At 45.3% G+C, this 25,473-nt stretch carries 20 protein-coding genes and 1 other annotated feature; of the genes, 5 read left to right on the top strand and 15 right to left on the bottom strand.

Translation table 11 applies throughout. The features are described 5' to 3' along the window. Positions 1–6: 6 nt before the first annotated feature. From GGQ95_RS18720 to GGQ95_RS07215, 3 genes are read right to left on the bottom strand one after another with little or no spacing between them, the layout of a single operon-like run. Positions 7–1,326 (bottom strand): VanW family protein, encoded by a 1,320-nt coding sequence (locus GGQ95_RS18720; RefSeq protein ID WP_183186548.1) that lies wholly within the window; start codon positions 1,324–1,326, stop codon positions 7–9. A 19-nt stretch (positions 1,327–1,345) separates the two neighbouring features. Then, entirely contained in the window at positions 1,346–2,113 is a 768-nt protein-coding gene (locus GGQ95_RS07220) for a PRC-barrel domain-containing protein (protein WP_183186547.1), read from the bottom strand. Between the two features lie 22 nt (positions 2,114–2,135). After that, entirely contained in the window at positions 2,136–3,731 is a 1,596-nt protein-coding gene (locus tag GGQ95_RS07215) for a hypothetical protein (protein ID WP_183186546.1), read from the bottom strand. A 114-nt stretch (positions 3,732–3,845) separates the two neighbouring features. On the opposite strand from GGQ95_RS07215, the gene GGQ95_RS07210 reads away from it, so the two are divergent. The 3 genes from GGQ95_RS07210 to GGQ95_RS07200 are packed head-to-tail and all read left to right on the top strand — an operon-like array spanning position 3,846 to position 6,660. Then, on the top strand, positions 3,846–4,454 hold the full coding sequence (locus tag GGQ95_RS07210) for a type IV pilus modification PilV family protein (RefSeq protein WP_044742927.1): 609 nt from the start codon (positions 3,846–3,848) through the stop codon (positions 4,452–4,454). Continuing rightward, complete coding sequence (locus tag GGQ95_RS07205) at positions 4,438–5,013, top strand: PulJ/GspJ family protein (RefSeq protein WP_044742928.1); 576 nt, start codon at positions 4,438–4,440, stop codon at positions 5,011–5,013. Before GGQ95_RS07210 ends, GGQ95_RS07205 begins: the two co-directional genes overlap by 17 nt. A gap of 15 nt (positions 5,014–5,028) precedes the next feature. Then, the gene (locus GGQ95_RS07200; RefSeq protein WP_183186545.1) at positions 5,029–6,660 is read left to right on the top strand and encodes a hypothetical protein; all 1,632 of its coding nucleotides are present in this window, start codon (positions 5,029–5,031) and stop codon (positions 6,658–6,660) included. 11 nt (positions 6,661–6,671) lie between these two features. Here GGQ95_RS07200 and GGQ95_RS07195 read toward each other — a convergent pair whose 3' ends face one another. The 4 genes from GGQ95_RS07195 to GGQ95_RS07180 form a co-directional block, all read right to left on the bottom strand. Further along, positions 6,672–7,520, bottom strand: a complete 849-nt coding sequence (locus tag GGQ95_RS07195) for an ankyrin repeat domain-containing protein (RefSeq protein WP_183186544.1) — start codon at positions 7,518–7,520, stop codon at positions 6,672–6,674. 18 nt (positions 7,521–7,538) lie between these two features. Further along, on the bottom strand, positions 7,539–10,955 hold the full coding sequence (locus GGQ95_RS07190) for an Ig-like domain-containing protein (protein WP_183186543.1): 3,417 nt from the start codon (positions 10,953–10,955) through the stop codon (positions 7,539–7,541). 63 nt (positions 10,956–11,018) lie between these two features. Then, positions 11,019–12,314, bottom strand: a complete 1,296-nt coding sequence (locus GGQ95_RS07185) for a bifunctional folylpolyglutamate synthase/dihydrofolate synthase (RefSeq protein ID WP_183186542.1) — start codon at positions 12,312–12,314, stop codon at positions 11,019–11,021. Between the two features lie 221 nt (positions 12,315–12,535). Then, entirely contained in the window at positions 12,536–15,178 is a 2,643-nt protein-coding gene (locus GGQ95_RS07180) for a valine--tRNA ligase (RefSeq protein ID WP_183186541.1), read from the bottom strand. Between the two features lie 52 nt (positions 15,179–15,230). Further along, positions 15,231–15,469 (bottom strand) — a binding site (T-box leader). 154 nt (positions 15,470–15,623) lie between these two features. Between GGQ95_RS07180 and GGQ95_RS07175 the strand changes: the two genes are divergently transcribed. Then, on the top strand, positions 15,624–15,812 hold the full coding sequence (locus GGQ95_RS07175) for a YszA family small membrane protein (RefSeq protein ID WP_044742934.1): 189 nt from the start codon (positions 15,624–15,626) through the stop codon (positions 15,810–15,812). On the opposite strand, the gene ysxE is transcribed toward GGQ95_RS07175, so the two are convergent. From ysxE to hemA, 8 genes are all read right to left on the bottom strand, one after another. Next, complete coding sequence (gene ysxE / locus GGQ95_RS07170; protein WP_183186540.1) at positions 15,759–16,814, bottom strand: spore coat protein YsxE; 1,056 nt, start codon at positions 16,812–16,814, stop codon at positions 15,759–15,761. The genes GGQ95_RS07175 and ysxE overlap by 54 nt on opposite strands. A gap of 83 nt (positions 16,815–16,897) precedes the next feature. Next, entirely contained in the window at positions 16,898–17,941 is a 1,044-nt protein-coding gene (spoVID, locus tag GGQ95_RS07165) for a stage VI sporulation protein D (RefSeq protein ID WP_066146242.1), read from the bottom strand. 132 nt (positions 17,942–18,073) lie between these two features. Next, the gene (gene hemL / locus GGQ95_RS07160; RefSeq protein ID WP_080862120.1) at positions 18,074–19,369 is read right to left on the bottom strand and encodes a glutamate-1-semialdehyde 2,1-aminomutase; all 1,296 of its coding nucleotides are present in this window, start codon (positions 19,367–19,369) and stop codon (positions 18,074–18,076) included. Positions 19,370–19,382: 13 nt separating this feature from the next. Continuing rightward, positions 19,383–20,360 carry a porphobilinogen synthase gene (hemB, locus tag GGQ95_RS07155; RefSeq protein ID WP_159720222.1) on the bottom strand — a complete coding sequence of 326 codons (978 nt, stop codon included), beginning with the start codon at positions 20,358–20,360 and terminating at the stop codon, positions 19,383–19,385. Between the two features lie 18 nt (positions 20,361–20,378). Next, a complete protein-coding gene (locus tag GGQ95_RS07150) occupies positions 20,379–21,146 on the bottom strand; it encodes a uroporphyrinogen-III synthase (protein WP_080862118.1) in 768 nt (255 codons plus the stop codon). Further along, positions 21,143–22,078 carry a hydroxymethylbilane synthase gene (gene hemC / locus GGQ95_RS07145; protein ID WP_044742940.1) on the bottom strand — a complete coding sequence of 312 codons (936 nt, stop codon included), beginning with the start codon at positions 22,076–22,078 and terminating at the stop codon, positions 21,143–21,145. Before hemC ends, GGQ95_RS07150 begins: the two co-directional genes overlap by 4 nt. 14 nt (positions 22,079–22,092) lie before the next feature. Further along, the gene (locus tag GGQ95_RS07140) at positions 22,093–22,926 is read right to left on the bottom strand and encodes a cytochrome C assembly family protein (RefSeq protein ID WP_044742941.1); all 834 of its coding nucleotides are present in this window, start codon (positions 22,924–22,926) and stop codon (positions 22,093–22,095) included. A gap of 16 nt (positions 22,927–22,942) precedes the next feature. After that, positions 22,943–24,283, bottom strand: coding sequence for a glutamyl-tRNA reductase (gene hemA / locus GGQ95_RS07135; protein WP_044742942.1), 1,341 nt, complete (start codon positions 24,281–24,283; stop codon positions 22,943–22,945). Between the two features lie 679 nt (positions 24,284–24,962). Here hemA and GGQ95_RS07130 point away from each other — a divergent pair. Beyond that, positions 24,963–25,448 carry a LiaI-LiaF-like domain-containing protein gene (locus tag GGQ95_RS07130; protein WP_080862116.1) on the top strand — a complete coding sequence of 162 codons (486 nt, stop codon included), beginning with the start codon at positions 24,963–24,965 and terminating at the stop codon, positions 25,446–25,448. The last annotated feature ends 25 nt before the right edge of the window (positions 25,449–25,473 follow it).

Raw genomic sequence — 25,473 nt, 5'->3', positions numbered from 1 at the left:
TCATCCCTACTTTTCATACGGCGTGTTCTCATTTTGCTCATCGGCCGTTTTTGGAGTTTGTTCACTTGGATTTTGACTGTTTTCCGTTTGTTCTTGTTCCTTTTCGTTTGCTGGCTGCTGTTGCTGTCCGCTTTGGAGAGCGCCATTTGCCCCTTGATCGGCTGCATCTTGCGGTAAATCATCTCCAAGCTCCAACCCGCGGACTTCAATGGCATAAACCGGCGGATAAAAATCTTCGGAAACCTCTTTTGCTTCGATCAATTGATTGGTTTCGTCATATACTTCCTTTTTCACTTTAACAAGCATTCCTTGCTGGCCTTGCTGTTTCATTTGACGTTCATTTGGTTTGAAACGCGAGCTATATTGCACAATGGTTTTCGGTGCAAAATATTCGATGTCCCCCACTTTTATCACATATTTATAAGCAAATGGAAGCCCCATCAGCGTCACGCGAAAGCCGCTGCCCGTTTGCTGAAATTTCAAAGTATACGAATTGATATTCGGATTATAAAAGGAGAAGTCACGGTTCTCTTTATCTACTTTTGCTTCATAGCCAATCGGAATGCCGTTTGGCAAGCTGCGGCTCGTATGGCGCTCGACAATGGTAAAGTTCGTCGGCAAAACCGCCTGATAAATAGCGGAAGCAAGAAGACTCATTCCATCTGGAGATAGGCTTCCTTGTAAATAAGCCGTGAGTGAAAAAACACTTTTCCCTTTCACTTCGATGGTTGGATGGTCGGCAATCCATGCGGTTATTTCCGCGCGTTGCTTGCCTAAGTCGCTTATCACCGCTTCGCTCACCTGCATAGTTTCCGCCGTTTTCTGAGAATCTACATAGCGGGCCAGATCGATCGCCGGAGGATTAGCCGGCAGTTGGGAGGCCACAGCAGCGATATCTTTCTCCAATTGTTTGCGATTGAGCGAAGACAATAAGGCCGGGGCTACAAGTTTCTCAATAAAGGGTGAAAGCGACTCGCCGTTCATTTGTACAATAAGTGGTGACGCTTGTCCGTCCACAGCTTGATCGACGCTTTTTTCAACTTGGAATGAAAATAATGACAAAGGAATCGTTTCTGTCTTTTCTTGATACGCGATTTTTATATTGGCAGAATCTCTCCACTGATTCACTTTCTCCGCGATTCGCTGAACCGCCTCTTCTTTGGATAAATTGGCAAGTAGCACTGGTCCAACCATCGTATTCGCAGCAAACGTTTCTTTGACAAAATAGGATGAATAGACAAACGGAGCCGCTTGTGCAAAACTAATGAAATAGACCGTGCAAGCGCCGATGACTAAAAACAGCTTAACCCCAGCTAATGGCCGCACAATCGAAAGCCTCCTTTTCTTATGCATCCACATTCATTGATAAATCGATCATCACACTTGGCCCTTCCGTTTGTGCCTTGACAATATGCTCAGCGGTTAAAATCGTTCCGGCTTTGATTAAAATGTGGCCATTAAGATCGAAAATATCCTTTTTCACACGCTTGCCCTGCAATAGCTCCATTTGTTTTTCCCGCAGCGCTTTTAGCGCATTCTGTTCCTTTATTTCTTCTATTGCGGCTGTTTCCGCCTCGGCCTCGTTTGCCTCATGGATCGGCGCTTCTATTTTTTCAGTCAGCATGTCCGCATCATCAAGCAAAGAATCCGGAGCAGTTTCGCTGACAATTAAAATATCCTTTCCATACGTGAGTACCCATTCAGAAGACAGAATCGCCTGACGCCCCTCTGTTTGCAAGTGGATGCCCATAATTTCTCCCGTTTCGTCATTGATGAAAAATTCCGTTACCTCGCCAAGCAATTCTCCTTTTCGGGTCATGGCCTTTGTATTTTTAATTCGGATTTGTTTGTTGACGAGCTGGTTGGCAATCGGGATTTCCGCCAGATCAATCACCGCGCGATCATCCTCTACTGTTACCGCAAATTCGCCGATGCCGACGATTTTTTTAAACGGAATCGCCTTTAAGCCAAACGCCACATCCTCTTGTTCAATCGTTAAAAAGTCGACAGATCCTTTTTCAGGATTGATGATGAGCAATTTGACCGTTCCGATTTGTCCTCCATCTGCAATGTTTATAATCGGCAGTCCTATGATTTGAGCACTAGTTTTCATCTCTTCTCTTCACCACACCTGTTCATTTATAATCGTTCATTTTCTGAGCAAAAAAGCGAATTTCCTCCAGTAAAATCGGGTAAGAGGAAAATCTCTCCCGCAAATGGTCAAGCCACGAGGCTAGTTTCTCGTATTCTTTTTCTTGCAAATAATGCTCCACAAGCAAGCGCGCCAACAAATAATACTCTTGATCCGCGAGCGGCCGCTGCAGGCATTGCAAAATTTGCTGTTCATACTCATCCTTGTTCATTTGATGGCGAATGAGCAGCCATTCGTCCGCCAGCGTCTGGATGATGCGGCTGCTTACCTTTCGTGCATCCGATGCCTCTGGGGATGCAGGATCAAGCGGCTCTGTATGCGGATGGGCTTCTCCCCATTCTTCTTGGATCATTGGGAAATCTTCAGCGACTGCGCTCTCTCCTTTGTCTTGTGAAGACCGCTCCGCTTCCTCTTGCAAGTCTTGCTGTTCAGAAGAAGCAGAAGACCAGCCGCCTGCAAAATCTGAACTTTTTTCTCGTAAAAACGACTCATCGTCAAGCGGTTCTTTTTCCGCCGCCACTCTCTCTGTTTCATTGTTCATGATCGCTTCCGGCTGATCTTGGGACATGTGTAGCCACGCATCGCCTGTGCTTGGATGTTTTCCCAGTTGCCCCCCATCCTCGATCATGTCTTCTACTGTTGTGAGATCAGCAACGAGCCATTCATCCTGCCACGTTGTATCCAGCGGGTTTAGCCAATCTGTTGCTCTCTCTTTGTCCGCTTCCTCACCGAAAAATATTTCCTCTTCCAGTTTCCCGCCTTCTCCAAACGCTCGCTCTTCTTCTACCTCATCGGGAAACAGCCCTCCGTCCCGATCATCTAGCTCCACATTCTCCACTGTTTCCTTTGATGGCTGTTCAGCTGCCCCCATCCATTCTTCCAGCTCTCCGTCTTTCCAAACAGGCCGAGCGTCCTGTTCGTGTGTGCTTGCCTCCTGATCAGCCAAAGCCCATGAATCTAGCGGCTCTGATTCCATCGGCAGCCGAGTCTCGACTTGGTCATTTCCCAATGGCCACTCTGGTAATTCACTTGATGTTTCCCTCGATTTCTCTTTTTTATTTGCCTCCCCCTCAAGTCCCTCTTTTGGTTCCTCATCGTCAAACAGCCAACGATCCAGCTCCGCCTCTGTGCTGCTTGCAGTCTCTTTGCCCGTTATCAGCCCCTCTTCTATTTCTCTATCAGCAGGCGGCCAAACGGGAAATTCTTGTTCACGATCTGTTGACATCAAAAGTTCTTTCTCCCCATTCTCTCTCTCATCGACAGCTGGGGCTTTGGCCATCCTTTCTCTTTCCGTCTCGAATGCAAATAACTCGTCTTCATCCTCTTCCTTCGCAACGGCGTAAAGAAGGTGGCCAAAGCGCCGGTCAAGTAGATAGGTCGCTGCTAAAGCAAGCAGCAACAGCAGCAAGCACAGCTGCCAGAACGGAAACATAGGTGCAGCAGCGGCGGCCAAAAGCGCGAGCGACAAAGAAACGACAAGCGCTGCTGTTTTGCCGCTCCTGCTTAAACCAACGGGGAGCATCAATAACAAGGGAACAGCCACGACAAACGCAATCAATATAAAGAAAACCGACTTCAATGTTTCACCCCGTTTCTCGGTACAAGCTACGACAAATTTCCTAAAAATAAAACAATATTTTACTCTAACATATTGTATAATAAAGTTATATATTTTAAAAGAAGGGTGTGCCAAATGGGAAAAAAGAAATTCATTCCACCCTGTCACTCGGAAGGATTCACCTTAATTGAGGTGTTGGCATCCATTGTCATTTTGTCCGCAGCCGCCACAGGTATTTTTTTATTTTTTACCCATGCGATGAAATATACCGCATACAACCAAGATAAAACGGTAGCCATTAACGTCGCCCGCGGCGTGCTAGTATATATGGAGCACCTTGATTTTTCTTCGCTTAAACAATATGTGCAAGAAGAACAAAATAGTACAAATGAACCATATGCGACCATTGATGGATCCAAATGCCAACTATCGCTCTTTGAAGATCAACAAGTTTGCCGCGCGTTGCTGCAGCCGATGATTAATAATGTTCAATATAATGAACAACGCATTCGTGTATTTCTTATGCCTTATAATGACAGCAACCAATGGGAGGCCTTAAAAAAAGCGCCGCCACCTGAGTTCCCCCCCTCATTGCGGCAAAAGCTTCAAGAGGAAACCATTGAAAATGACGATTCCAATCTCCAAAACTATTTATTAAAAATCGTTGTCATTGTCCGCTGGGGAGACAGCTGGGAGCAGTCGGAGTGGCTTGAAGGAGTGGTGGCAAATGAAACCATTCGTTAAAAACAGCAGGGGATTATCGTTAGTCGAAGTGCTAGCTGCAGTGGCGATCTCTTCTTTCATCCTTGCTTCGATTTATGGTGTGCTGCTAAGCGGAATCAACGCCTATAAGCGGATCGGCATCGAAAACGAGCTGCGCAGCGAAGCCGACTATGTCGTGGCCATGATGATGAATCAGCTCTACCAATTTTCTCCTGATGGCATTGATACGATTGAGAGCAGCACCGTAAACGGCCAGCTTGTATTTGTCAATAATAAACAAAAAAATATTAATTCAGAGGTTGGTTGGGTCGAGGATCACACAACAGACCAAGGAGCCTTATTGAATATTGAGTTGAAAAATGATGCGCTGTTTATAAACGGCACGAAAATCAGCTCCGACCAGCTTCGCATTATTACAAACCAATCCCGCGTTTCATACAGCTGTGTGAAAGAAGAGGGAAGCATTTGCCGAAGCGGTGTTGTCACATTGATGCTTGCCGTTCAGGATCATGACCACGCCGATCCTAGCGATAGGCTTTACATCAAGCCCTTTACCTTGAAAACGGAATTTGGATTTTGATAAGGAAGTGAAACCATGAACGAGAAAGGCTATAGCTTAGTGCTCACGATGCTCGTTGTCACGATTTTTTTTATGCTTGGCTTGACGATTCTATCTGTCAGCTTGTATCAAGCGAACTTTACGAAAATTCGTGTGGAGGATGTCGAATCGCTTCATGAGGCGACCAAGTCCATTCAAGAAGCGATCGCCGAAATAAAAGTAAAGGTGGAAAATCTTCAACTGTCTACCCCTGCACAGCTTGACATGGATTTAGGCAATGCCCAAGCTGGATTTATTCACCAGGTAAGCGGACGGTATAAAGTATCCATTCAAGATCTGACAGAAATGAAAGAAATTGATCGCAGCAAGCTATTTACGCGAGTATACGTCATTTCCAAAACAGCAGGGAAGCGGACGGTATCGCGCCAGGTCATTATCACCAATACGCCTAGTTTTTTAAAATATGCGATCGGTTCGCGGCAGGATGTGACATTAAATGGCGGAGCCTATATTGACGGAAACATTTATGCCGGACGCGATTTTTATATGGCGAATGTCGCCAATTATATTTACAACTCGCAAATGTACAGCCAGCTTACTTCGTTTCCAACGACGAGCCCAACAAGCATTTTATTTGCCAACGGAAACCGCTATGTGTGCGAACAGTCAAACAGTGCGCCAGCCTGCTATCAGCCATCCTCAACAGGATTTACGAAAAGCGAGCTTTTTGCGGCTAATCCTTCCCTTCCGTTCCAGTACACAAGCCCATCCGTCCAAACAGAAGATGGGGAGTTTATCGATGTGGACTTCGATTTTACATTAAAAGATAAGCTATTAAGCGCCGCCGGCATTAACGCCTTTGATCCGGATCTAACTGCCCAGGCACAATATCAATCGCTTATCCAGCTTCCGGTTTCACGTCTATTAAGCGAATTAAAAAATCGCTTTACCGTTATTCATGACATCCAACAACTTCCAGATACTATCAATAATAGCAATCTATCGATTTTACTCGACGGATATTCTTCTGAATATTTGGATCTTAGTACCCTGGAGTTGAAGGAGAATCAATGGCTGATTATCAATGGGAACGCTTATTTGGAAAACAGCGGAGCCACAGAGCTTACCATAAAAGGAAATCTGATTATTTTAGGAAATTTGGCTGTTCGCGGAGCGGTCGCCTTCGATTCAACGATTTATGTTATGGGAAACACTTCGATTTATAATGCTACCATTTCTGGAATCAATGATAAAGAAGTCGTCTTATTGACCAAAGGCGAGTTGGAAATCGCCCGCATTAACGAGTTTCAAAATGAATTTTCATTGACAAAGCCCAATTTAAAAGGGTACTTCTATACGGACTCCAATGCAATTTTATATGCTGTCGGCTCTTATATTCATATTCAAGGCGGGATCTTTGCGCGGGGAACATCCTCTCTCATTCCTAATACCGATGCGAATGGCCTTGTTATTAACGCCTACCGCGGCTCTACATCAGACACCGGCCGTAATATCGACTTCACCCAACCTTCGCTGCCAGAGAACCTGCAAGCGGAACAAGCAAGATTTGTTATTCATCACGATATGAATGTCTTTATTCATCGCGGCTTAGGGCTGCCGCTTGTGAAAAAACTAGCCGTTATTCCCGATCAGCTTGAAGTTAAATAAAAGGAGCTCGGTTACTGAGCTCCTTTTCGCTTTAATTGCTGAATAATTTTCTCATGATGCCAATAGGTGGCTAACGATAAAGCGGTGTTTCCGGTTTGATCTTTGACGCGCACATCGGCTCCGTGCTCTAAAAGCAGGGATACAAGCGGTTCATAACCGTACTCCGCTGCGATCATAAGCGCCGTTTTGCCAATTTTCGTTTGGGCATTGACATCGGCCCGTGCCTTTAGCAAATAGCGAACCGTTTCTAAGTAATTTCCGGCCACCGCTTGAAATAAAGCGGTTTCCCCTTCTTTGTCTGCATGGTCAATGTCCGCCCCGTGCTCATGTAAAAATTGAACGATTTCCGTCTGTCCGCTTTGCGCGGCGACCATTAACGGTGTCGTTCCGCTTTGATTGGCGGCATTGACGTCCGCTCCTTGTTGATAAAGAAGCCGAACCCATTCTAATTCGCCGCTGCCAGCGGCATAATGAAGCGGCGTATTGCCATCGCGATCGCGCTCTTTTGCCGTGCGCTGATTGGCCATCTTCTCGACAAGCTCGCCGTTTTGCTCAGCTCCTTGCGAAGAGGCCGCAACAATCACAAAACTAAGCGGAGGAAGCGGCATGTAAGCCGACTTCGCCCCCGCCTGCAAAAGCTCAAGAGCCACCTGTTTCTTGTTTTGCTGCATCGCGATATCGAGAGGGGATCCGTTTTTTGTCTTAAAATTGACATCCTTTTCCTCGGCAATATATTGCCTGACTGCTTGGATATCGCCCTTTTGAATCGCTTGAATCAATTGCTGCCGCTTTTCTTCCTTCGATGGAAAGCAGCCGCCTAATAACAATGCTATGAGCATGATGATCCATAGTTTTTTCACGCTGCTTCACATCCTTATCTAATACAGCCAGCCATTTTCGCCGCCATTTGAATGATCCGTGTGCTCGACGATGCGAATCGTGGTCGTCGCCGTCCAAACCTTACTGTTTTCATCCGTCACTTGAACGGTAAGCACCGTCTGTCCTAGTCGTTTGCCAGTAACTTCTCCGCTGTCATCGACGACCGCATAATAACTGTCCTCTACATGATATTCATAGCTTGTAATTGAAGTGGTCGCATTGGCTGGTATTTTCGCCAAATAAGCTCGCACGCTGAACGTTTTTCCTTTTTCGACCGTTATCGTTGACGGAAGCGAAATTCCGGTCAAGGGCACTCCCACATGAATGACAGCGGTTCCTTGAACTCCATTGTGGGCGGTCGCCGTAATCACCGCTGTTCCTGTACCCACACCAACCACTGTTCCGTTTTCATCCACTGTGGCAATGCTGGCATCGGATGATCTCCATTGAACCTGCTTATTTGTTGCGTTTTCCGGCAAAATCGTCACCTTCAAAGAAAGCTTGTCATGAAGATGGATGGAGGCCGTCGCTGGAAAAACAGTGACGCTCTCGACCGGAACGGCTCGAACTGTGACATTGACCGTCTTCTCCACCAGCTGATCGTCCGCATCAAAGGCTTTCGCGGTCAATGTGGTCACTCCTTCTGTTTTTCCGGTTATCGTCCCATTGATTTGATCGAGATCGGCATATCGATTATCGCCAATGGAATACGCAACGCTTTCCCTCGCATCCGCTGGTGTAACGGTGATCGGAATTGGTATGGTCTCTCCGACCCTAACCGTAAAATCGCTCATCTCGATCGAATCGACCGGAATGCGGACGATCGCTTTTGTTTTTGCCGTTCGTTCATTGCCAAATGCGTCTTTCACTTTCACCGTTACTTCCGCACTTCCTTTATTGATCGCGGTAAGCACTCCCATTTTGTCCACTGATACGATCGATCCATTGCTAGCTTCGCTCCATTCTATCGATGCGACGGTAGCGTTTTGCGGCGAAATGCTCAAAAGCAGGTTTAAATTTTTCGGTACGCCGCGATTGATAAAGACGGTATCAGGAAGTGAGACACTGGTGATTTCATAATCAGACACAAAGCGCAGCGGATTAAAGGACAAATTCGCTGTCTGGCCATTCAAATCTTGATACGATAAAGTAGCTTGCTGCAGCGAAAACTCCCCTTTTTTCGTCGGCGTCAGCTGAATGGCAAAGGTCTGCTGAGGCGCTGTAAAGAGCGAGCCATTCTGCTGATACGAAATGTCCGGCAATTTTCCTGTAATCGTATACCCCTGATCGATGCTTCCTTGTTTCGTAAAGCCGTTTGGAAGCGAGGTCACCTCCACGCCAGCCGGCAGCTTTTCTTGAAACTGAATATTGGTGACGGTTAACGGCGAGTTAGTCGTTAAGGAAAGCTGTTTTGGGTTCAGCGTATACTCCACTGTCACGCTGCGATCAACAGGAGTCAGCGTCGCTGTAATGGAGCGGCTCACCTCAAGATTGGCGGTCACCCTTTGAATGGTTACTTGAAACTCCTTCGTCACTTTGGCTCCTTTTGCGTCTGTTACTTCAATTTTGATAGTCGCTTTCCCACCGTTCGGCATTTGATGAGGAATCGACTGAATGACTGTCGTTCCGTTTGGCACAAGGCTGTTCGAATATACTTCGTTTCCGTTCAGCCATACTTTTGTGGCCAGCGTGCGGTCCGTTAAATCCAAATCTTCCACCTTATAAGACAGCTCAATCTTTTGATTGCTCGGAATTTCCTCCGTCTCCCGCGGGGTAAACACGGTCAGCTGCGGTGCATGATTGGAACCGAAAAAGGCACGATACATTGTATTGACGAACAGCTTTTGCTCATCGTCTGGGAAGCCAGCCGATGTGCCGACATGCCCCGTTCCCGAATAGGTCACATTTCCTTTCGAATACGTATAGTAATGGTTCCAGCTGTCATACACATCGCGATTGGACCCGACGATGTTATACCAAGGAATGACCGAGCTGTCTTCGAGATCGAGCGTATAATATTGATTGTGCGTCGTGGCCACTGTAATGTTGTCAGCAAGCTGAAACGGATAGTCGGTGATTAAGCCGCTGTTCACCCTTTTCGTGCTTGTCGACGTATTCGGCGCTCCGTTTCCTAAATCCGTTTGCGGCTGAATTTGGCCGACAATGGGTCCGAATTCATTCACCCAAACGTTATTTTTTCCAAACATAATATCATGAGTAAACATGACACTTTGTCCTGTCGCAATAAAATTCTTCACAGACTGGACCGCATTCGCGTTTAAGTTGATGGGATTGTTACAGCCGTTATAACAATCGGCAAATCCGAAAATAATCATATCGTACTTGCCATTGATCACTTCATGAGAGTAATTCGGTTCATATTGCCGGCTTTTTTGAAAGTCGCTTAATGTTGTCACATCGATCGAAATTTCATATTCATTCGTCCGCTTTAAATAGGACTGGTTCATGTTTTTGCTGTTTAGAAGCGAGCTGGCATCATTTCCGCTGCGGATTTGCAGCACGTTAATTTTAGGGACGACATCCTGAAATTTGACATATCCTTTTTCATAGTCCTTCAGTGCTGTAGCCTCGTCAACGACTTCCAGCTTCCAGTAGCGCACGCCGGAAAATCCGGCTGGAAACGTGTAAGAAATCGTGCCTGACTGACTCTTGACTTCCCTAGAAGCCACAATTTCTTCATTCGTATATTGATCGTTAAAATCAGAATCAATATACAAATTAACAGTAAGCAGCTTATTTGAAAAGCGTTGGTAATTGACAATCTGATAAGAAAAGGTGATGCTGTCTCCTTTTTTAAATACTTGCGTGGATGATGGGGCGCTTGTCACCTGGACGCGCGGACGGCCCGCCCGGTTCGCTAAATAATTGGCGAGACCGGTTTGATTTTGGAACACAATCACGTTGCTGGCCGTGTTTGCTCGATACTGCTTAAACTGTTGGTACAATTTACTGTCGGTATATTTGAATACGTCTTGATGCAGAAACACGGGCAACCCTTTATCAATATAAAACTGTTTGATTTGCTGCGCGCGTAAATTGGTTATATCGTTCATCACGTCTCTCGTATCATGGGCACGGGCTCGCTGCGAAGAACTGGAGTCTGGTGATGACTTGACGGAAGCAGGACTATAATCTCCTTTTGAAATCACAATCGCGTCGTATTTGCCATCCAGTTCATCGCGCAGCGCCACAAATCGCTTCATCGTCATCGTCGTGATGTTAATATCTTGGCGACTGCCGATTTCCTGCTGTAAAGGCGATGGAGAAGATAATTGACTTACAATCTCCAACACTTCAAACGAATTGGTGCTTGCGGCAGCATGTTTTACAAAGCTTGCCGGAAAAAACGGAAGCAGCAGCAACACCGACAAAAGTACCAAAAATGACCTTTTCACAGCAATCCCCCCTCCCAAAGTCCCATTTTCTTTATTATAACAGCAATCATAGCTATAAATATATTAATTTTTTAAAAACTTTCGTACTTCTGAAATATAATAAAGCGATCCCGTAATTAAAAAAAGATCTTGTTCTGTATATTTTTCTTGTTTTTCAGTCAGCCATTCTTGCCAATTCTCCGTACATGCTTTATTTGGATGTGAGCATAGCTCCTCGAGCTGTTTAGCCGTCGCTGCCCGCGGAAAATCGAACGATGTGAACGTGATCGAAGCAGCCATATTCGCAAGTGGCTGAATCATTTTGTTGAGCGGTTTATCTGTTAAAGCGGCAAATAAGATATGCACAGCTTTATCCGCATAATGTGTTTTTACCGTTTCAATCAAGCTCTGAATCCCTTCCTCATTATGAGCTCCATCAATAATCATGAGCGGTTCATTAGAAATCCTTTCAAAGCGCCCCAGCCATTGCGCCTGTTCAATTCCACTGCGAATATGAGATTCTTCAATAATAAAAGAATAATAGGTCCGCAAATAATCAGCGGCCATGACGGCAAGCGCCGCATTTTTCACTTGGTGCGCTCCAAACATCGTCGTTGCTAAAAGAGGATATTGGGCAAACGGCGTTTCGACGGAAAATTGCTCTCCTGTCTCTATTGGCTCAAAGTCTGCTGCGGCAAAATCACGGTCAAGAATATAGGCCTTCGCTTTTGCCTCAGCTGCTCTCTCTTTTATAACCTGAAGCGCCTCTGGTTGCTCAACAGCCGTGATCACGGGAACTCCCGGCTTGATAATGCCCGCTTTTTCAAATGCGATTGCTTCAAGCGTTTCCCCTAATATATGCATATGGTCATACCCGATGTTTGTAATAATCGATAGCAATGGATAAATGATATTCGTGGAATCGAATCGCCCTCCAAGGCCTGTTTCTATCACAACCACATCTTGAATGTTCACTTTGCCAAAGTAATAAAACATCATGGCTGTAATGATTTCAAATTCGGTCGGCTCTCCAAGCTCCGTTTTCCCTAACTCTTCAGCAAGCGGCTCGATGGTTTGCGCAAGCTGAAGCAGCTCCGCATTGGAAATCGGCTGACCGTTCACACTTATCCGTTCGTTGAATTGTTCAACATAAGGAGACGTGAACGTTCCGACTGAATAGCCCGCTTCCTGTAAAATTTGTCGTAAATAGCAAAGCGTCGACCCTTTTCCGTTTGTTCCTGCAATATGAACAGCTTTTACTCGGCGCTCTGGATGGCCAAGCTTGTCCATCATCCATTCCATCCGCTTTAATCCTGGCTTAATTCCCAAGCGTAACCGTTGATGAATCCATTTGAGTGCCTCATCATATGTTTGGATCATGTTCTCTCCTCCTCACGGATTTTTTGCGGCAAGCAAAAGGAAGACGGAATCCTACGCATGGACCCGTCTTCATCATATATGACCGATTCAGCTATTGTCTATCCTCAGATGTGTTGATGATCCAATAAAATCCTATTGACATTGCTTAATTCCTAGCTTTTCTGCCATATTCGCCAAGCCATTCGCTTGCCGACTGGGCATGCATCATCAACACTTGTGGTCTATCCTTTTAATTCAGCGATGCGCGCCCGCACAGCATCGCGTTTTTCCATGTAGTCTTGTTCTTTTTTGCGTTCTTCCTCAATGACATGCGCCGGCGCTTTGCTGATGAAGCCTTCGTTGCTTAGTTTCTTCTGAACTCGTTCTACCTCTTTATCGAGCTTTTCAAGTTCTTTTTCTAAACGCTTTAATTCTTCTTCAATATTGATAAGGCCCTCAAGCGGCAAGCTGAGCTCTGCGCCGGTAACGACCGCTGTCATCGCTTTTTCAGCTGCAGCTATATCTGTACCAATCACCAGCTCGCTAGGATTGCAGAAGCGTTCAATGTAAGCGCGGTTTCGCTCAAGCGTTGCTTGAATAGCAGCATCCTTTGCTTTAATATGCAGTTTAATGGGCTTGCTTAACGGAGTATTCACTTCCGCGCGAATATTGCGCACGGCACGGATTATATCAACAAGCAGACGCATTTCTTCGGCCGCTTCACGATCTGTCCATTCAGAACGCACCTTTGGCCAAGATGCGACCGTAATGGATTTGCCTTCATGAGGCAAATGCTGCCAAATTTCCTCGGTAATGAACGGCATAAATGGATGCAGCAGGCGCATCGTTTGATCAAGTACATAGGCAAGCACCGAACGAGTAGTTTTTTTGGCCGCTTCATCAGCGCCATATAGGGGCAGTTTCGCCATTTCAATGTACCAGTCGCATAGATCGTCCCAAATAAAGTTATAAAGAACGCGTCCGACTTCGCCGAACTCATATTTTTCTACAAGCTTTGTAACCGTTTCAATCGTTTCATTTAAACGAGTTAAAATCCATTTATCAGCAACGGATTTTTCACCGTCCAAATCAATCTCTTCATACGTTAAACCGCCCATATTCATCAGGGCGAAACGTGAAGCGTTCCATACTTTATTGGCAAAATTCCATGTTGCTTCTACCTTTTCCGTGCTGAAGCGTAGGTCTTGGCCCGGCGAGCTGCCTGTCGCTAAGAAATAACGCAGCGAATCAGCGCCATATTGGTCGATGACGTCCATCGGGTCCACGCCATTGCCGAGCGATTTACTCATTTTTCGTCCTTGAGCATCGCGTACCAAGCCATGGATCAATACATCTTTAAACGGACGAGTGCCGGTAAATTCAAGAGCTTGGAAAATCATGCGCGATACCCAGAAGAAAATGATGTCGTAGCCTGTTACAAGCACATCCGTTGGATAGTAGCGCTGATAATCACTTGACTCTTTATTTGGCCAGCCCATTGTTGAAAATGGCCACAATGCCGAGCTGAACCATGTATCTAATACATCTGGATCTTGTTCCCAGTTTTCAATATCTGCCGGCGGTTCATGATCCACATAGATGTCACCCGTTTCTTTGTGATACCAAGCCGGGATGCGATGTCCCCACCATAATTGCCGTGAAATACACCAATCGCGGATATTTTCCATCCAATGTAAATACGTTTTCTCAAATCGCTCTGGCACAAAGTTGACTTTGTCCTCTCTTTTTTGCCATTCAATCGCGGCTTCAGCAAGCGGCTTCATGTTCACGAACCATTGTGTTGATAAATACGGCTCGACAACAGCTCCGCTGCGCTCGCTATGGCCCACAGAATGCAAATGCTCTTCAATTTTAAATAAGACGCCTTGCTCTTGGAGATCCTTGACAATTTTCTTGCGGCATTCAAAACGGTCCAATCCTTTATACTGCATAGCGTGATCGTTCATTGTTCCGTCTTCGTTCATGACGAGAATGCGCGGCAGATTATGGCGATTGCCGATTTCAAAGTCGTTCGGATCATGTGCAGGAGTAATTTTGACAGCTCCAGAGCCAAACTCCATATCGACGTATTCATCGCCAATAATCGGGATTTCCCGACCGGTAATCGGCAGAATCACCGTTTTGCCAATTAAATGTTGATAGCGTTCATCTTCTGGATGCACGGCCACTGCTGTGTCACCAAGCATGGTTTCTGGACGCGTTGTCGCTACCTCAATATATCCTGAGCCGTCGGCGAGCGGATAGCGCATATGATAGAGCGCACCTTGCACGTCTTTGTAAATCACTTCAATATCTGATAAAGCGGTTTTTGTCACTGGATCCCAGTTGATAATATATTCTCCGCGATAAATCAACCCTTTTCGGTAAAGGGACACAAATACTTCACGCACCGCCTTTGATAACCCTTCATCTAAGGTAAAGCGCTCGCGTGTGTAATCAAGCCCAAGGCCTAATTTTGCCCATTGCGCACGAATATGGCTCGCATATTCCTCTTTCCACTTCCATGTTTCCTCCACAAATTTTTCTCTCCCTAAATCGTAACGAGAAAGTCCCTGATTGCGCAGTTTTTCTTCCACCTTTGCCTGCGTCGCAATACCTGCATGGTCCATTCCCGGAAGCCATAACACATCATAGCCTTGCATTCGCTTAATGCGTGTGATAATGTCTTGCAGCGTCGTATCCCACGCATGTCCTAAATGCAGTTTTCCTGTTACGTTCGGCGGCGGAATGACGATGGTAAACGGCTGCTTGTCTTCTCCGCCAGCCGCTTCAAAAAATTTGCCTTCAAGCCACCATTGATAGCGATTCGTTTCAACCGCTTTATGATCGTACTTCGTCGGCATCGTCAACTCTTTTGTATCCATCTGTTTATCCCTCCTAATGATGTTTCTGCAAAATAAAAAACTCCCTTCATCCGAAAAGGACGAAAGGAGATCTCTTTCGCGGTACCACCTTTTTTCCTAAGCAAACCAAAAAACGCTTAGGCACCTCAGGCATTAACGGCTGCAACCGGCTTCTTTTACTAAGCTAAGCGCTGTTCAAAGAAGCAGCTCAAGGGCGACCTTCCAACGATAACGTCCTAGGAAATCTCGCAGCTATTGATTTCCCTCTCTGAAAGGGTTATTCGTTGTACTCTTCCCTGTCTTCGCTTTTCATCTGTTCACTATACATACTACCGAAAAACCAATTTCATCGTCAATCATCTTTTCCATCTTTTTATCGGTTTATTCTTATCTTTGATTTCCGGTGACAAAAAACGTTTGGTTTCATACTGTAATAGTAATGGCTGATAGAAAGGAGGGAGCATCCATGAAAAGGTTTAATCCATATTCTTGGCCGCCATGGCTTCGGCAAATTCGCATCGTTTGTGTGCAAATCATTATTCCGATTACGATTTTTCAGGCGGTTCGAACGATTTTCTTGCCAACGACCTTCGATGTCATCTTATTGGCGATCTTCATCTTGCTGGCGATCGCTTTCCGGCTCGAGTGGATTTAGGGTTTGCTCTTCCCCCTTTTTTTCATTGATCTGGACAAGCCGCATCATGATATATTCTATGTGCTTCATTCTCCAATATTCCCGATGCAGCTGCACAACGCTATCGTATTCGCTCTTTTTCTGCTTTTGTTCTCCATATCGGGAAATCAATCGATAGAAGTGAGACGGAGGAGCGGCGTGGCTCATAAAAAAAGCCCTCTCTTCCTCCTGAATCATCAATTGCCCTTCATATTCGCTGAATCCCTGAATCCAGCTTTCATCCATTGGCGGCGCGATCCGCACGTAGTCTTGTAAAGATAGCCATACATCGGCAAGCGGCGAAGCCCAGCGCGCCCGTTCCCAGCTTAAAAAATACCGTTTTTCCTGATGATGGTTAGGAATATAATGAGATAACGCCGGCTTTCCATGAATGAAAGAAATCCGCCACTTTTTTTGTTCTTTTATTCGTTCATACCAAGTTTCGAGCTGCGTCTCCGCAAACCAGTATGCCTGCATCGTTTCACGAAAATACGTACAAAAGTGCAGCTGAAAGGGGGACATATACCACTCTTTCTCGCATTGCTCCGCATAAGCTTGCAAAAATGAGCGCTGCTTTTCCCATTCCTGCTTCTGTGCCTCGTAATATTTTTTCACTTCTTCTTGATTGATTGGAACCTCTTGCAGCGTCTGGCGATGCAGCCACGCAAGATCGCGAAAAAACGAAAGAAAGCGGTTCTCCTCACGCTTTTCCTCGCCGGATATCCACGGCATTAAATAATAATAGCGGCCGGCTTCTGCGACAAATGGCGCCCCATTTCTCGCGGCGTAAATGGGCACGATATGCGGTCCGTAAAACCGATACGCTTGCTCCACTGCCTGAAGGCTTTTTTGGCTTTTGATTTCCTTGAGCACAAAAATCCCTTCATTTGTATATATTTTTTTCACCTTTCCATCATTCACAATATGGGAAGGCTGCAAATGATATTGTCTTAAAATGACATGGTCATCCAATCGCGTATTCAAAAAAATCCCCCTTTCCTTGCATTCGAAAAGAAATCTCCCACTTTTTCGCTGTGATAAGACGTGAAAGTGGGAGATTTTTAGGCTTACGGGCGGCTATTGGCCGGCACGGGGATATATAATAGCTGTCCTTCACGAAGCTCAGCTTCATAGTCAAGCTGGTTGGCCCTTAATATTTGTTGGATGCTTAAATCGTAACGCTGTGCAATCTTGTCCATCGAATCGCCTTGCTGAACAATGCAAATTTTTAGTCTTGAAAAATCTTCTGCTTGATCCTTTGAAAACAACTGTGTTAAATAGAGAGCATTTTCTTTTCTCTGTTTTTTTGTTTCTTCGCCCTCGACAGCTTGATGGTTTTCCTGATCCTTATGCTTGGATGCTCCAATTGATACTTTTGTTTCATGCTCTGGCGCTTCATTGTTTTCGTTGTTGGCGATCAACGGACCGTGATTTTCAAACTCCGGCTCTGTCTCTTCATTTTCTTCAGCTTGGTCGAAAATAGGATTCCAATGCTCGTTGTCTTGTTCAGCATTTTCATTACTCCATCCATGGTTTTCGAGATTCTCTTCGTTTTCCGCATGGATGCTGGATTCAAAGCGGCCATATTCATCTTCATATTCTTCATCATAAAGTTCCTTGCGCGCCACTGTTTCAAACGGCTCGAACCATGGTTCCCCATCTTCATCCTCGGCTTCATCATCCGTGTCTTCACTGATTCCGCTTATCGAAATATCCGCCATTAACGAGAGACGGCCATCTTGCCCTAAATCATAATCAAATGATTCAATCGTGACATAAACATCTTCCAAATTCACAATCCGGTTCTTCGGAATGGTAATATCGACAGGAAATCGATGAAACAGCTCCGTGATTCCATCTTCACGTGTTTCAATGTGCTGAATAAACCGATGCGTACCAAAGTCGTATAATTCTACATCTTCTCCCTCTTCATCATCTGCCATACGATATTCTCCGCTAAGTTCAAGCGCTCCGCGAATGGTAATATAATGCTCGTATTCATCAACGGAAATGACCGGATCTAAAGACACTGAGAGAAACTCTTGGACTTCCTGTCCCTTTTTAAACCAGATCGCTTCCTCAAGCGAAAAGCGCAAATATGATTGATCCAAACGTACTCCTCCTTCCGTTTCTTTCGTCCAAACTTTTTTATAATGACATTATCAATTTATGAGCGTGAAAAAAAGAATATGAATAAAAAAATGGACTGTGCCTAACGAAAGTACACAGTCCATTTGTCTCCATTATCGTTTTTCCTTCAGCTTAGCAAACGCTTTTTCCGCTGCTTCAATCGTTTTTTCAATATCTTCATCCGTATGCGCAGTCGATAAGAACATGCCCTCAAATTGAGACGGTGGCAGGAATACGCCTTGCTCAGCCATTTCGCGGTAATAAGCGGCAAACATCTCAAGGTCGGAGGTTTTCGCTTTTTCATAATTCACGACTTTTTCATTTGTAAAGAAGAAGCCGATCATGGAACCAGCGCGATTGATCGCATGAGGAATATCATACGCTTCTGCCGCTTTTCGCAATCCTTCCTCTAAACGATCCGCTTTTTTCTTAAATTGTTCATATGTTTCTGGAGTGAGCTGAATTAATGTTTCATATCCAGCTGTCATCGCAAGCGGATTGCCCGATAACGTACCAGCCTGATAGATCGGACCGCTCGGAGCAATACGTTCCATGATCTCCGCTTTGCCGCCATATGCGCCAACCGGAAGACCGCCGCCGATGACTTTACCAAGACAGGTTAAATCCGGAATAATGCCAAAATAGCCTTGGGCACAGTGATAGTCAACACGAAAACCTGTCATTACCTCATCAAAAATAAGCAATGCCCCGTATTCATTCGTAATGTCCCGCAATCCTTGTAAAAACCCAGGCAGCGGCGGAACGACTCCCATATTTCCGGCAACCGGTTCAACAATGATCGCAGCAATGTCTTCACCAAATTGTTCGAAAGCATATTGGACACTTTCTAAATCATTATAAGGCACCGTGATGGTATTTTGCGCGACGGATTTCGGCACGCCCGGGCTGTCAGGTAAACCAAGTGTCGCTACTCCTGATCCGGCTTTGATTAATAACGAGTCGCCATGCCCATGATAACAGCCTTCAAATTTAAGAATTTTGTTTCGTCCTGTGTAACCACGAGCTAGACGCAACGCGCTCATCGTCGCTTCTGTTCCGGAATTGACCATGCGCACAATGTCTATCGATGGCACACGCTCGATCACAAGCTTTGCTAGCTCGTTTTCCATTAATGTTGGCGCGCCAAAACTTGTACCGTTTTCCGCTACTTTTTTCAGCGCTTCGACCACCCGTTCATTTGCATGTCCGAGAATAAGCGGTCCCCATGACAAAACATAGTCAATATATTCGTTTCCGTCGATATCATAAATCTTGGAGCCTTTTCCGTGCGCCATGAAAATTGGGTCCATGTTTACGGATCGAAAGGCGCGAACGGGGCTGTTCACCCCTCCGGGCAGCAGCTGCACCGCTTCTTGATAGGCTCGTTTTGAACGTTCGTAGCTTCTCATCTTCCCTCGCCCCCTATTCTTTGAGCCAGCGGGCTACATCTTTTGCGAAGTAAGTTAAAATTAAGTCAGCGCCGGCCCGCTTCATGCCAAGCAGCATTTCCAGCACAATTTGTTTTTCGTTCACCCAACCGTTTTGCGCCGCAGCTTTGATCATCGCGTACTCCCCGCTCACATTGTATGCCACAATCGGAAGGTGAAAACGGTTTTTCATATCGCGGATAATATCTAAATAGGCAAGAGCCGGTTTTACCATAATAAAATCGGCGCCTTCAGCCACATCGGACTCAGCTTCGCGAAACGCTTCAAGTCTGTTGGCTGGATCCATTTGATAGGTCTTGCGGTCTCCAAATTGCGGTGTGCTATTAGCGGCATCACGAAACGGTCCATAAAAAGCAGAGGCATATTTCACAGCATAAGACATAATCGGCACGTGAGCAAAGCCCGCTTCATCCAGCCCACGGCGAATGGCCGCCACAAAGCCGTCCATCATATTGGATGGCGCGATAATATCTGCCCCGGCACTTGCTTGGCTCACCGCTGTTTTTACAAGCAGTTCAAGCGATGGGTCGTTCAATACTTCCTCCTGTTCGACAACGCCGCAATGTCCGTGGCTTGTATATTCGCACAAACATGTGTCGGCAATTACCACAAGATCAGGAAAGGATTGTTTTACTTGGTGAATGGCCTTCTGCACAATGCCATGCTCACAATATGCTTGAGATCCTACTTCATCTTTTTCGTTCGGAATGCCGAAGATAATGACAGATTTAATTCCGAGCTCTACCGCTTCCGCAATTTCGTCGTTTAAGCGATCCAATGAAAATTGGTACACTCCAGGCATTGATGGAACTTCTTGTTTTACATTTTCTCCTTCGATCGCAAAAACCGGATAAATGAAATCTTCTACATGAAGATGTGTTTCCCGCACCATCGCCCGTAAATTCTCCGTTTGCCGCAAACGGCGGTGGCGGTGAAATTGTAATGCGTCCATCGTTTTCCCTCCAATAAATCAACGGTTTATAAAAAATTTTTCCATCGCTTCTATCATATCATCAATTGTATATTGATCAGGACAAATATGTACCGTCAAACCGAATTGTTCGGCCGTATGCTTAGTAATCGGCCCGATGCAGGCAATAACGCAAGATTCGATTAATTCCTGCCAGTTCTCCCCTTCAACCATTTGCATGAAGCTTTGGACCGTTGACGAGCTTGTAAAGGTCATAATATCTATCGCTCGCTTGCTCAATAAATGAAACAGTTCTTCCTTGCCGCTTTCATTAAGGTGTGTTTCATAAACAACGAGATCGGTAACCTCCGCTCCAAGCTCGGCCAGCTCTTCCTTCAGATTCTGTCGCGCCAGGTTTCCTCTGACAAGCAAGATTCGGTCGCCGGGCTCAATCGCTGCTTTCATCGCCTCTGCCAGTCCCTCGGCAACAAACCGATCTGGTATGATATCGGGATGAATGCCCCTTTTTTCTAAAGCGTGAGCCGTTTTTGTGCCAACGACCGCTACATGAGGAAGCGTCGTCTTATCGGTTATAAATGAAAAGAAAAAGCGGACACCGTTTGCGCTTGTAAACACAAGCCAACGATAGCTTGATAAACGGCTAAGACATTTCTCTACATGCTCCCGTTCCGTTACAGCTGAAATAGAAATTAACGGAATTTCTATCGGACAAGCTCCCGCTTTTCTCAGCTTGGCTGAAAATTCATTTGCCTGCTCCTTCCCTCTTGTGACAAGGATGCTTTTCCCTTGCAAAGGAAGTGTTTTCATGATTGATCTAACTCCTCTTTCAGCCGATCAATCAATGCTTTGGCTCCAAATTCCGCAAGCACCTCGGCTGTTTTTCTTCCTACTTCCTCCGGGTCGGTTCCGACAGCCATATCTTTATAGACTTCTTTTCCATCAGGAGAAGCAACAAGACCTGTAAACACGACTTCATCTCGCTTGTTCACATAACCGTATCCGGCAATCGGAACTTGGCAACCTCCTTCCATTTCCCGCAAAAAGGCGCGTTCTGCAAGAACAGCGCGTTCCGTTTCACGATCATTTAATTTTTGCAGCCATTCTAGCAGCTCTTCATCGTCTTCACGGCATTCAATCCCTAGCGCTCCTTGGCCGACAGCCGGAAGGCAAATATCCGTCGATAAATATTCCGTCACAACCTCCTCAGCCCATCCCATCCGCAAAAGGCCTGCCGCAGCCAAAATGATGGCATCATATTCATCTGTTTGTAATTTGGCTAGCCTTGTATCAATATTGCCGCGAATCCATTTTATTTGAATGTCAGGGCGCCTTGCCAACAGTTGAGCAGAACGGCGCAGACTGCTCGTTCCAACCACCGCTCCGCTTGGAAGCTCTGCAAATGAAAGCCGCTGTTTGCTAATCATGACATCGCGAGGATTTTCCCGCTTCGGAACGCAGCCAATGGTTAGTCCATGCGGCAAGATAGCCGGCATATCTTTCATGCTATGAACGGCCATATCAATCTCCTTATTCAGCATGGCTTGTTCAATTTCTTTCACAAATAGTCCTTTTCCACCAACCTTGGACAACGTCACATGTAAAATTTGATCGCCCTTTGTTACCATTTCCCTAACTTCAAATTCGAACGGCGCACCAAGCTCCTTCAGCTGTGAAATGACCCAGTTTGTTTGCGTTAAAGCAAGCTTGCTGCGGCGCGAACCGACAATAATTTTCCGCATATGTTCTTCCTCCATTATGAATACCAAAGATGGAACTTCGATAAGCTACCAAATAAGAAAAAGTTGATCAGTAAAAAGAAAAATGATCCGATATTCCACAATGCGATCGTTTTGCCGCGAATTCCTTGAACAATTCTCTTGTAAAAATAAAAGCTGTACACTGCAAGCACCAAAAACGAACCAAGCACTTTTGCATCATACCAGTGAAAATGTTCAATTTTAATATAAGCCCAAATGAGCCCTAAAATAAGTCCAAGAAGCAACATGGGCAATCCGATTAAATTTAAAATATGGGACATTTCCTCCAATTTGGTTAAGTCCGTCATTCTCAACAAGCGTTTCCCCCATTTTTTCTGCTTTAATAAATGATACTGAATCATGTATAAAACAGAAAAAACAAACGATAGAGAAAACGCCACATAAGCGAGAATGGCCATCGTAATATGAATAATCAGCAATTCAGAAATAAGCTTTTCCGCCGTCGCTTCCGATTGATAATGAGCAGGCGCAAACGTATGCAGCGCCAACATAAAAAAGGCGAGTACGTTTGTAAAAAACACGATAAAATCCACACGCAGCAAACGGTTGATAACAAGCGACAGCGTGATCAACACCCACGCATAAAAATAAAGGCCTTCCGACATCGTCAAAATCGGAAAACGCTTCGTTTCGACGATGCGCAGCAAGAAAAAGGCGGTTTGAAAAACCCAGACAATAGAAAGTAACCAGAAGGCCGTGCGGTTTGCCTTCCGGTTATGATGCAAAAAATCTATAAAATATAAAGACACAGATAATGCGTACAAAAGTACGGACATTTCGTACAACCTTGTCACATTCATCTCTAGCATTCGCAAAATTCCTCTCTTATGGCTGTAGAGATGGTACAACCGAGCGTTCAGCATCTACGCGAGGATCGCGAGATGGTTTGGGCACTTGCAAGGCATCTTCAATATTAAAAATTTTCGCAAACAGCTGAAGCGCCTCTTCTGCGTTCGGTTCAGCCGCTAATTCCTTGGCACGCAAAATCGGGTCGCGCAACAATTGATTGATAATGCTTTTCGTATGCTTATTTAACACTTTCCGGTCACGCTCCGACAAATGCGGCAGCTTCCGTTCGATGCTTTGCATCGTTTCCTCTTGAATGGCCAATGCTTTTTCGCGAAGCGCGGCAATCACCGGCACAACGCCCAATGTATGGAGCCAATGCTGAAATTCCACCAATTCAGCTTCAATCATCATTTCAATTTGTTCTGCTGCTTTTTTGCGTTCCGCCAAATTCGCTTGAACAATTCCCTCTAAATCATCAATATCGTACAAGAAGACGCTGTCAAGCTCCGAAAGCGCCGGATCCAAGTCGCGCGGCACAGCGATATCCACCATAAAAAGCGGACGGCCTTTCCGCATTCTTTCTACATGCGTCATCACTTCCTTCGTAATGACATAACCTTTTGCGCCTGTGGAGCTGATTAAAATGTCGGCATCAATCAAGGCGCACTGCAGCTCAGAAAGCGGCTTCGCATTCCCTGAAAATTTCTCAGCTAAATGCTTGGCCTTTTCAAATGTGCGGTTAATAACCGTCACTTGCTGCACGCCGCTTCCATAAAGATTTTGCAGAGCCAGTTCCCCCATTTTTCCGGCTCCAATAATCAGAACGCGCTTAGTCGATAAATCTCCAAAAATCTTTTTCGCTAATTCTACGGCCGCATAGCTTACAGACACGGCATTTGAACCGATTTCTGTCTCAGAATGGGCACGTTTGGCGAGCGTAATGGCTTGCTTAAATAGCTGTTTAAAAATCGTGCCAATCGTGTGTTCCTCTTGAGCAAGCAAAAAGCTAGCACGCACTTGTCCCAGTATTTGCGTCTCGCCTAAAATCATCGAATCTAAGCCGCAGGCGACACGAAATAGATGCTCGATCGCCGCTTCATGCTCCAAAATCGTCAAATATGGCGTCAATATTTCTTTTTCAAGCTGAAACCAGTTTGCTAAAAACGTTTTTATATAATAGCGCCCAGTATGCACTTGGTCGACAACAGCATAAATTTCTGTGCGATTGCACGTCGAAATGATGACGTTTTCTAAAATGCCCTTTTGCTGCTGCAAAAGCTTCATCGCTTCGACCAATTCCGATTCGCTAAATGCAAGCTTTTCACGAATTTCTACAGGGGCCGTTTTATAATTTATGCCAACGACAAGAATATGCACTTTTCCTATACCCCCTCAACGAAAGTACATGACATCTCCATATATTATAGCATGTCTATGGACAGGATACCGAAAAAAAATTTGAACACAATTTGAAAGTCTATGATAAACTTTTATACAGAATCACACCAGATGTTTGACTGATCCGAGATCATGTTTCTCCCATATGTACCTTAACAAAAAAAGCGGCATTCATCAAGCTACGTTTATTGTATAAGTGCCGCTAGCAAATAAAATAGCGGCTTCGCAACCCAAAGCGTACGCGCGCCGAAAAACAGCATAAGCGCCAGTAAGGGGCTCATTGCACCGGTCGGACGACCGAACAGTATCGTTTCTAAACAAATTCATTGATCTAGGAGCGGATATTGTTTAGCTCTTGTTCACCGCCTACCGTCGAGGAAATGGGGCTCTGCTTTGGGATGAACGATATGTTCCAGATTTTAAGACTATACAACTTCAGGATGGAACGAACGCGATCTATAAAAGGTCACAGGCTTGCTTTTTTATCACGCATCTTTGTGACGAAGGTGGGAGCCATGCCGCTTTCAGCTTCCATTCATCCTTCTGTGAAGCGGCGTAGCTCAACCACCCGACTGTAGAAAACGGCCTAAACTCCCTATCGCTGCAGATGTGAACATCATCAAGTTGCATCATCATATATAGAAATGAGGAGAGACGGATGAAAAAACACGGAATTTTTTCCGGGATTGTGCTGGTTGGCTTAGGAATCTATTTTTTAGGAGGACAGTTGCAGCTTGCGTTTTTAAAAGTGTTTCAAGGCTGGCCGGCTTTGCTTGTTATTTTTGGAATGGCTTTGCTTGGACAAGCATATTATGCCCGTGAATATCAGCACATCTTTCCCGGTACGGTGCTATTAGGCTTTGGTCTTCATTTTCTTCTTTCTCAGCTGTTGCCAATCTGGCCGAAGCATATCGGCGTCTTGTTTTTGATTATTTCACTGGCTTTTTTCCTCAGTGCTCGAAAAACGAAAACCGGATTTGTCCAAAGCTTGCTTTTTTTTATTTTAGCTTGTTTTATGCTGTTTTCTGATCGGTTTAGCGATTTTTTTCTCCTTTTTCAAACAAGCATTTCTTCGATTTGGAGATTTTGGCCGTTGTTGCTGATTCTTTTTGGTTTATACATATTATTTGTTAAAAAGAAATAATTCATGCGGTACCCGGCATAAGAAG

This window comes from Anoxybacteroides rupiense, from assembly GCF_014196195.1.
Taxonomy (GTDB): Bacteria; Bacillota; Bacilli; order Bacillales; family Anoxybacillaceae; genus Anoxybacteroides; species Anoxybacteroides rupiense.
The sequence above is the reverse complement of the archived record's forward strand: the minus strand, read 5'-3'. Positions and strand labels throughout refer to the sequence as shown.

Bases quoted from the DNA above. Each gene is read 5' to 3' on its own strand.
- GGQ95_RS07130 (WP_080862116.1), top strand. From the start codon at position 24,963: ATGAAAAAACACGGAATTTTTTCCGGGATTGTGCTGGTTGGCTTAGGA.
- GGQ95_RS07220 (WP_183186547.1), bottom strand. From the start codon at position 2,113: ATGAAAACTAGTGCTCAAATCATAGGACTGCCGATTATAAACATTGCA.
- GGQ95_RS07180 (WP_183186541.1), bottom strand. From the start codon at position 15,178: ATGGATACAAAAGAGTTGACGATGCCGACGAAGTACGATCATAAAGCG.
- GGQ95_RS07140 (WP_044742941.1), bottom strand. From the start codon at position 22,926: ATGCTAGAGATGAATGTGACAAGGTTGTACGAAATGTCCGTACTTTTG.
- hemC (WP_044742940.1), bottom strand. From the start codon at position 22,078: ATGCGGAAAATTATTGTCGGTTCGCGCCGCAGCAAGCTTGCTTTAACG.
- hemL (WP_080862120.1), bottom strand. From the start codon at position 19,369: ATGAGAAGCTACGAACGTTCAAAACGAGCCTATCAAGAAGCGGTGCAG.
- GGQ95_RS07185 (WP_183186542.1), bottom strand. From the start codon at position 12,314: ATGATCCAAACATATGATGAGGCACTCAAATGGATTCATCAACGGTTA.
- GGQ95_RS07200 (WP_183186545.1), top strand. From the start codon at position 5,029: ATGAACGAGAAAGGCTATAGCTTAGTGCTCACGATGCTCGTTGTCACG.
- hemB (WP_159720222.1), bottom strand. From the start codon at position 20,360: ATGGACGCATTACAATTTCACCGCCACCGCCGTTTGCGGCAAACGGAG.
- GGQ95_RS07175 (WP_044742934.1), top strand. From the start codon at position 15,624: ATGAAAAGGTTTAATCCATATTCTTGGCCGCCATGGCTTCGGCAAATT.
- GGQ95_RS07205 (WP_044742928.1), top strand. From the start codon at position 4,438: ATGAAACCATTCGTTAAAAACAGCAGGGGATTATCGTTAGTCGAAGTG.
- GGQ95_RS07210 (WP_044742927.1), top strand. From the start codon at position 3,846: ATGGGAAAAAAGAAATTCATTCCACCCTGTCACTCGGAAGGATTCACC.
- GGQ95_RS07150 (WP_080862118.1), bottom strand. From the start codon at position 21,146: ATGAAAACACTTCCTTTGCAAGGGAAAAGCATCCTTGTCACAAGAGGG.